Annotated in this window: 5 protein-coding genes and 1 pseudogene; 1 reads left to right on the top strand and 5 read right to left on the bottom strand. The window is 67.1% G+C overall.

Translation table 11 applies throughout. The features are described 5' to 3' along the window. Nucleotides 1-131: 131 nt before the first annotated feature. The 5 genes from F3J14_RS32880 to F3J14_RS32860 form a co-directional block, all read right to left on the bottom strand. Nucleotides 132-1,721: an ABC transporter substrate-binding protein gene (locus F3J14_RS32880; protein ID WP_166726454.1), complete on the bottom strand. Its 1,590-nt coding sequence runs from the start codon at nt 1,719-1,721 to the stop codon at nt 132-134. A gap of 136 nt (nt 1,722-1,857) precedes the next feature. Then, entirely contained in the window at nt 1,858-2,190 is a 333-nt protein-coding gene (locus tag F3J14_RS32875; RefSeq protein ID WP_105831203.1) for a sugar ABC transporter ATPase, read from the bottom strand. Between the two features lie 243 nt (nt 2,191-2,433). Then, entirely contained in the window at nt 2,434-2,610 is a 177-nt protein-coding gene (locus tag F3J14_RS32870) for a hypothetical protein (protein WP_166726451.1), read from the bottom strand. A gap of 136 nt (nt 2,611-2,746) precedes the next feature. Then, nucleotides 2,747-4,306, bottom strand: coding sequence for a DHA2 family efflux MFS transporter permease subunit (locus F3J14_RS32865; protein WP_166726453.1), 1,560 nt, complete (start codon nt 4,304-4,306; stop codon nt 2,747-2,749). 406 nt (nt 4,307-4,712) lie between these two features. After that, nucleotides 4,713-5,615, bottom strand: coding sequence for a LysR family transcriptional regulator (locus tag F3J14_RS32860; RefSeq protein ID WP_166726452.1), 903 nt, complete (start codon nt 5,613-5,615; stop codon nt 4,713-4,715). A 149-nt stretch (nt 5,616-5,764) separates the two neighbouring features. Here F3J14_RS32860 and F3J14_RS32855 point away from each other — a divergent pair. Continuing rightward, a pseudogene (locus F3J14_RS32855) lies at nt 5,765-6,313 on the top strand (FUSC family protein); the annotation flags it as partial. Between the last annotated feature and the right edge of the window lie 3 nt (nt 6,314-6,316).

Raw genomic sequence — 6,316 nt, 5'->3', positions numbered from 1 at the left:
CTTATGTCCTCGTGCACCCCCACGACGGTGCGGAGGGGCGGGCCCGTGTCCGCGAGCCCAGGGCCGTCCGGGCGCGGGGCGACGAGTCCCGCGAGGCGGCCGCGAGCGGCCGCGCGGGCAGCGCCGTGAACCTATTTTTTCAACGTCCGGTAGGAAACCAGATCGTTGATCGGCCCGATCTCCGGCCCGGTCGTGCCGGGGCGCGTGGCGACCTGCACGACCTTCTCGAACATGATGATGAACGGCGAGTTCGCGAGCACGGACTTCTGCAGTGCCTCGTAGCGCTGCGCGCGCTTCGCGGACGACGGCTCGACCAGCGCGGCCTCGGTATCCTTCGTCAGCTGCGGGATGTCCCAGCTGTTGCGCCACGCGAGCATCTTCGTCTTCGACTGGTCGGAATTGTCAGGATTCCATGCGAACCCGCGCGCGTTGCTGTTCGGGTCCATGTAGTCGGGCGACCATTCGCCGATGAAGATGTCGTGCTGGCGCGCGCGGTACTTGCCGATCGCCTGCTTCGCATCGCCCGGGATCAGCTTCACTCGGATGCCGGCCTGCGCGAAGTTCGCCTGCAGCGCCTGCGCGATCTCGATGTACGGGTAATCGTTCGGCATGTCCATCGTCACGTCGAAGCCATTCGGCAAGCCGGCCTTCGCGAGCAGCGCCTTCGCCTTCGCCACGTTGAGCTTGTACGGGTTCGAATTCAGCGTGCCGAGGAAACCTTCGGGCAGGAAGGTCTCGTGCACCTTGTAGGTCGTGCTGACGATGTTGCGCTGGATGCCGTCGTAGTCGACGAGCCACTTCATCGCCTGCTGCACATCCGGCTTCGCGAGATTCGCGTTCTTCGTGTTCAGGCTCAGGTACAGCAGCGCGGACACGGGCCACGACGCGACCTTGATCTTGCCGGCCTTGGTCAGCGCGGCGAGGCTGTCGGGGCTCAGGTTGCGCGCGGCGTCGACGTCGCCGTTTTCGAGCAGCAGCCGCTGCGCGGACGCCTCGGGCACGTGGCGCAGCACGACGCGTTTCATCGGGTACGGCGCGCGGTACTTGTCGAAACGCTGCAGCACGATGCTCTCGTTCGGCGACCACTTGACGAGCTGGTACGGGCCCGAGCCCGCGTCGTTGGTCTTCAGCCAGCCGCTGCCGAAATCGTTGCCCTGCTGGTGCGACATCAGCAGCTTCTTGTCAAGCACCGACGCCGGGCACGCGCTCAGCACGTTGAGCACGAAGCTCGGCGCGTACTTGCGGTCGGTTTCGAGCACGAAGGTCTGCGGATCGACCACGCGCACCTTCTGCATCACGTTCGCCTTCGTGAGACCGAGATCGGCAAGCACGCCGGCCGGGCCCTTGTCGAGCTGGATGGTGCGCTGCAGCGACCATGCGACGTCGTCGGCGGTGACCGGGTTGCCGGAATGGAACGCGAGGCCGGGGCGCAGCTTGAACGTGTAGGTGACGCCGTCGGCGCCGACTGTCCACGATTGTGCGATCTGCCCGTCGAAGCGCGTCGGGTCCGTCAGGTCGACTCGCACGAGCCGTTCGTAGGTGTTCGCGACGTACTCGGACGGCACGAGCTCGTAGATTTCGCTCGGGTCGAGGGTCGTGAATTCGCCGAGCTGGGTGGCGACGACGAAAATGCCGGGCGGCGTCGCGGCCTGCGCCGGCAGCGCCGGAACAAGCGCGACGAGCGCGGCGCTGACGAACAGCCGGGACAGCAGATGCTTCATGCGGGCTCCGTGGAAAGGGAATCGTGGTGCGATTCTCTCATCGACGGCTGCCCGGATGAAAATATTCGACGGGCGCGCATGACGGCGCCCAAGGTACGGCTTGCGGGCCGGGCGGGGCGCCCGGCACCGGCGGCGCTTAGATCACGCAGCGCGCGATCGCGAAGCGCATCGCTTCCTCGGCTGGCTCGCTGCCCGAGCCGCGCACGACCTTGACGACCGAGCCGCCGCCCGACGGCGTGAGCGTGACGAAGTACGAGCGCGAGCCGACGGTGATGTCGGTCACGCCGTTGTGCTGCGACTGCTCGGTGCCGGACAGGCGGCTGTCGAGGCAGTTGGCGATCGCGTGTGCCGGGCGCGCCGACGATACATAGATCATCGGCGCCGAGCCGGACGCGGCCGAGTCGGACGAGGGCGCGGAACCGCAGGCGGCGAGCAGGGCGGCGGGAAGGAGCAGCAGGAATCGTTTCATGATCGGAATCGTCGTGGGTCTCGTGTCGAGGCTGGGGCGCGGGGTACGCGAAACGCGGAGCTTCGCGACGAAACCGCCGGAATCGTGCCGTTTTTGACGGTCGATACGGGCGGCGGCTGACGTCGGAGTATACCCGCGGCACTTGTCGCATACGGCCTGCTGAAACGATTCGATACATAAGCGCCCGCTGTCGCGCGGCGGCAGCGGGCGTTTCAAAGGATGGCGAATCGACGTTTGCCGGCGTTACTGGCCGATCTTGTGGCTGACCGCGTTTTCCTCCCGGTTCAGCACGTGCTTTTCGCTCTGCGTAATGTGGCCGCGATCCTGCGCGGCCATGTCCCGCTCTTCCTGGCGGATCCTGCGGTCGTCACGGTGCAGGCGCGCGGCCCGGGCGTGCGACTTTCTCCTGTCGTTGCGCACGAATCGTCGGCGCTTGTCGAAACAACGCTGTGCGGGCCCCGGCTGTTGACGTTTCCGCCTGTATCGATTGCAAGTCTTTATTACGTCCTCGAACGGCGATGACGCCAGCAATCAAGCCAACGATAACGGCGCGCGATCAATGCGCGCCCGCCGCCGCCGCGTCCGCATCGCCGCCGCCCGAGCGCGACGGCCTGGTGATCCAGATCAGCGGAATGATCGCGATGAAGATGATCGCCGACACGTAGAAGATGTCGTTCAGCCCCATCACGGCCGCCTGCGAATCGACCGAGGTGTTGAAGAACGCGAGGGCCGAATCGGGGCTCAGGTGCAGCAGCGAACGCGCGGCGTCGAGCTGCTGCGCGAAGCTCGGGTTGCCGGCGCTCGCCTGTTCGGTGAGCCGGACGTGATGCAGGATCGTCCGGTCGTTCCACGCATTGCTGATCAGCGACGTGCCGACCGCGCCGCAGAACGTGCGGCCGAAATTCGACAGGCCGGCGGCCGCGGGAATCTTCTCCGGCGGCAGCCCCGACAGGATGATCGCCGTGAGCGGCACGAAGAACATCGCCATCGGAATGCCCTGCAGCAGCGTCGGCAGCACGAGATCCCAGTGCGACACGTCGGAATAGAACGTCGTGCGCATCATGAACACGACCGCGAAGCCGACGAAGGCGAGCGTCGCGAGGTAGCGCGGATCGGTGCGCGGCAGGATGCGTCCCATCACCGGCGTCAGCAGGATCGCGAAGATCCCGAGCGGCGCGGTGGCGAGCCCCGAGTCGATCGCGCGATAGCCGAGATAGCCCTGCATCCACTGCGGCAGCAGCACCAGCGTGCCGAAGAACATCCCGTACGCGACCGAGATCGCAATCGTGCCGCCCGCGAAATTGCGCTGCGTGAAGAGCCGCAGGTCGACGATCGGATTGGCTTCGGTCAGCTCCCACACGAGAAAGAAAGCGAAGCCGACCAGCGCGACGACGCCGAGCGCGACGATGACGGGCGAATTGAACCAGTCGAGATCCTTGCCCTTGTCGAGCATGATCTGCAGCGACGCGACCCACAGCACGAGCAGCAGGAGGCCGACCATGTCGATCGGCAGGCGGCGCACCGGCGATTCGCGATCGCGGAACACGAACCACGTGACCGCCGCCGCGAAGAAACCGACCGGAATGTTGATGTAGAAAATCCACGACCAGTTGTAGTCGTAGGTGATCCAGCCGCCGAGCGACGGCCCCGCGATCGGGCCGACGAGCGCGGTCATCGACCACAGCGCGAGCGCCGTCGCCGATTTCTGCCGCGGCCATGCGCCGAGCAGCAGTGCCTGCGACAGCGGCGCGAGCGGCCCGGCGACCGCACCCTGCAGGATTCGCGCGGCGAGCAGCGTCGGCAGGTTCGGCGCGATCCCGCACAGCCACGACGCGAACACGAAAAGCAGGATCGACGTGACGAACAGGCGCACCTGGCCGAAGCGCTGCGTGAGCCAGCCCGTCAATGGAATCGACACGGCGTTCGCGGCCGCGAAGATCGTGATCACCCACGTGCCTTCGTCGACCGACACGCCGAGGTCGCCCGAGATCGTCGGGATCGCGACGTTCGCGATCGACGAGTCGAGCACGTTCATGAACATCGCGAGCGATACCGCGATCGTGCCGATCGCGAGCCGGCCGCCCGTCAGCGGGCCTGGAGTGGACGAAGAGGACATGGCGTTCCTGCGTGAGGGAGGGGGTCCGTGCGGCGCACGCTGACCGTCGCACACGCGTACGCGCGCGACGCCTGCGCGGGAGAACCACGAAGCGGACGGACACACGCTGCCCGCGCGCCGGCCAAGCGGCGGCGACGCGTTGCGGCGTGCGGTTCAGGCGTTGAATCGGAGGCGCGAAGCCGTGACGGGCTCCGGCAGGCGGGCGAGTACCGGTCAGGAAGGCGCGACGCGCGTGACGCGTCGGCGTGCAGCCGGCCCATGGCTGCCGTAGCGTGTGGTGTCGTTTTGCATCGCAACAGGCTAACGATGCGATGAGCGGCGATCAACGCTCGCCCGCTCATTAATTCCTTTCGGGTGCCGCAATAATCCGGACGGTACGCGCCGACTGCCGGTCGTGCGATGCCGGTTACGGCGCATTCCGCCAACCGGTGAAGACTTCCGTCAGGAACTCGACGAAGATGCGCACCTTGCTGTCGAGCGTCGCGCGGCGCGGATAGAGCGCGTGCAGTTCGACGTCGTCGGTGCGGTGCCAGTCGGGCAGGACGATCTCGAGTTCGTTCTTCTCGAGCCGCCGCGCGATGTAATGCGTGGAGATCAGCGCGATGCCGCCGCCGCTCGCGGCCTGGCGCAGCACGGTGATCGATTCGTTCGAAATCAGCACGGGGCGGATCGGCACGTCGGCCACGTCGCCGGCCGCGTTGGTGAGCCGCAGCGTCAGGCCGGGCGCGTCGCGCCCCACGTACAGGATGTCGTGCTGTGCGAGTTCGTGCGGTGTCTGCGGGCGCCCGGCGCGTTCGAGGTAGGCGGGGCTGGCGGCGAGCTTCGCGTGCGACCAGCCGAGCGAGCGCGCGACGTAGCCGGAATCGGTCAGCATGCCCGCACGCAGCGCGACGTCGAAGCCGTGCTCGACGAGGTCGAGCGGGCTGTTGTCGTAGATCAGCACGAGCTGCACCCTCGGGTAGCGCCGGTGAAACTCCGCGAGCGCCGGCTCCAGCTCGAACAGGCCGATCGAGTAGGGCACCAGCACGCGCAGCGTGCCTTCGGGATCGGTGCGCAGTGCGCGGGCCTGGCGGTCCGCGTCGAGCAGGATTTCCTCCGCGCGCAGGCAGCGCTCGTAATAGTCGCGCCCGCCTTCGGTGACGGACACGCGGCGCGTGGTTCGATACAGCAGTTGCACGCCGAGATCGTCCTCGAGCTGCTTGACCTTGCGGCTCACGCGGCTGAGCGGCATGTCGAGTTGCACGGACGCGGCGGTGAAGCCGCCGCGTTCCACCACGCGCAAGAATATCCGGATGCTATCGAAGTCCATACAGGTTGTTTTTAGTGCTTGGCCTGCGCGCATCTTACCGTCGCCAGTGGGATGGCTGCGTGTCGGTCATGCCGATTATCCCGCCCGCTGCAATAACGCATCCCGTGGGGCCGGTAGTGGCGGCTGTGGCGCGGTCGTATGCTCGCCGCATGAAATTCGCTTTCCCCAGCCTGCCGCCGTTCGCGGTCGTGCGCACCGCGCTGCGCGACGCATGGCCCACCTTGCCGCCCGGCGCGCTCGGGTTCGCGTTGCGCAACACGGCCGCCTCGCTGCTCGCGCTTTACATCGCATTCCGGATGAACCTCGACGACCCGAAATGGGCCGCGTCGACCGTGTGGATCGTCGCGCAGGGCACACGCGGAATGGGGCTGTCGAAGAGCCAGTACCGGATCCTCGGCACCGCGATCGGCGCGGCCGTCGCGCTCGCGCTGACCGGCGCATTCGCGCAGACGCCCGAGCTGTTCCTGACAGCGCTCGCCGCGTGGATCGGCCTGTGCGCGGGCGTCGCGACGTTCCTGCGGAATTTTCGTGCGTACGCGGCGGTGCTCGCCGGCTATACGGCCGCGATCATCTCGATGGATGCGGCGTCCGCGCCGCTGCACGCGTTCGATATCGCGACCGCGCGGTTCCTGTATGTGATGGTGGGCATCTTGTGCGCCGCCGCGTTCGAAACGGTGTTCGCGCCGGGTTCGCCGCTGTGA

Source organism: Burkholderia sp. Tr-862, assembly GCF_011753085.1.
In the GTDB taxonomy this organism is placed as follows: domain Bacteria; phylum Pseudomonadota; class Gammaproteobacteria; order Burkholderiales; family Burkholderiaceae; genus Burkholderia; species Burkholderia ambifaria.
Note: the sequence above shows the minus strand (reverse complement) of the source record. Positions and strands in the feature narration are given on the sequence as shown.

Coding starts and splice junctions, on each gene's coding strand:
- F3J14_RS32865 (WP_166726453.1), bottom strand. CDS start 4,306: ATGTCCTCTTCGTCCACTCCAGGCCCGCTGACGGGCGGCCGGCTCGCG.
- F3J14_RS32880 (WP_166726454.1), bottom strand. CDS start 1,721: ATGAAGCATCTGCTGTCCCGGCTGTTCGTCAGCGCCGCGCTCGTCGCG.
- F3J14_RS32860 (WP_166726452.1), bottom strand. CDS start 5,615: ATGGACTTCGATAGCATCCGGATATTCTTGCGCGTGGTGGAACGCGGC.
- F3J14_RS32875 (WP_105831203.1), bottom strand. CDS start 2,190: ATGAAACGATTCCTGCTGCTCCTTCCCGCCGCCCTGCTCGCCGCCTGC.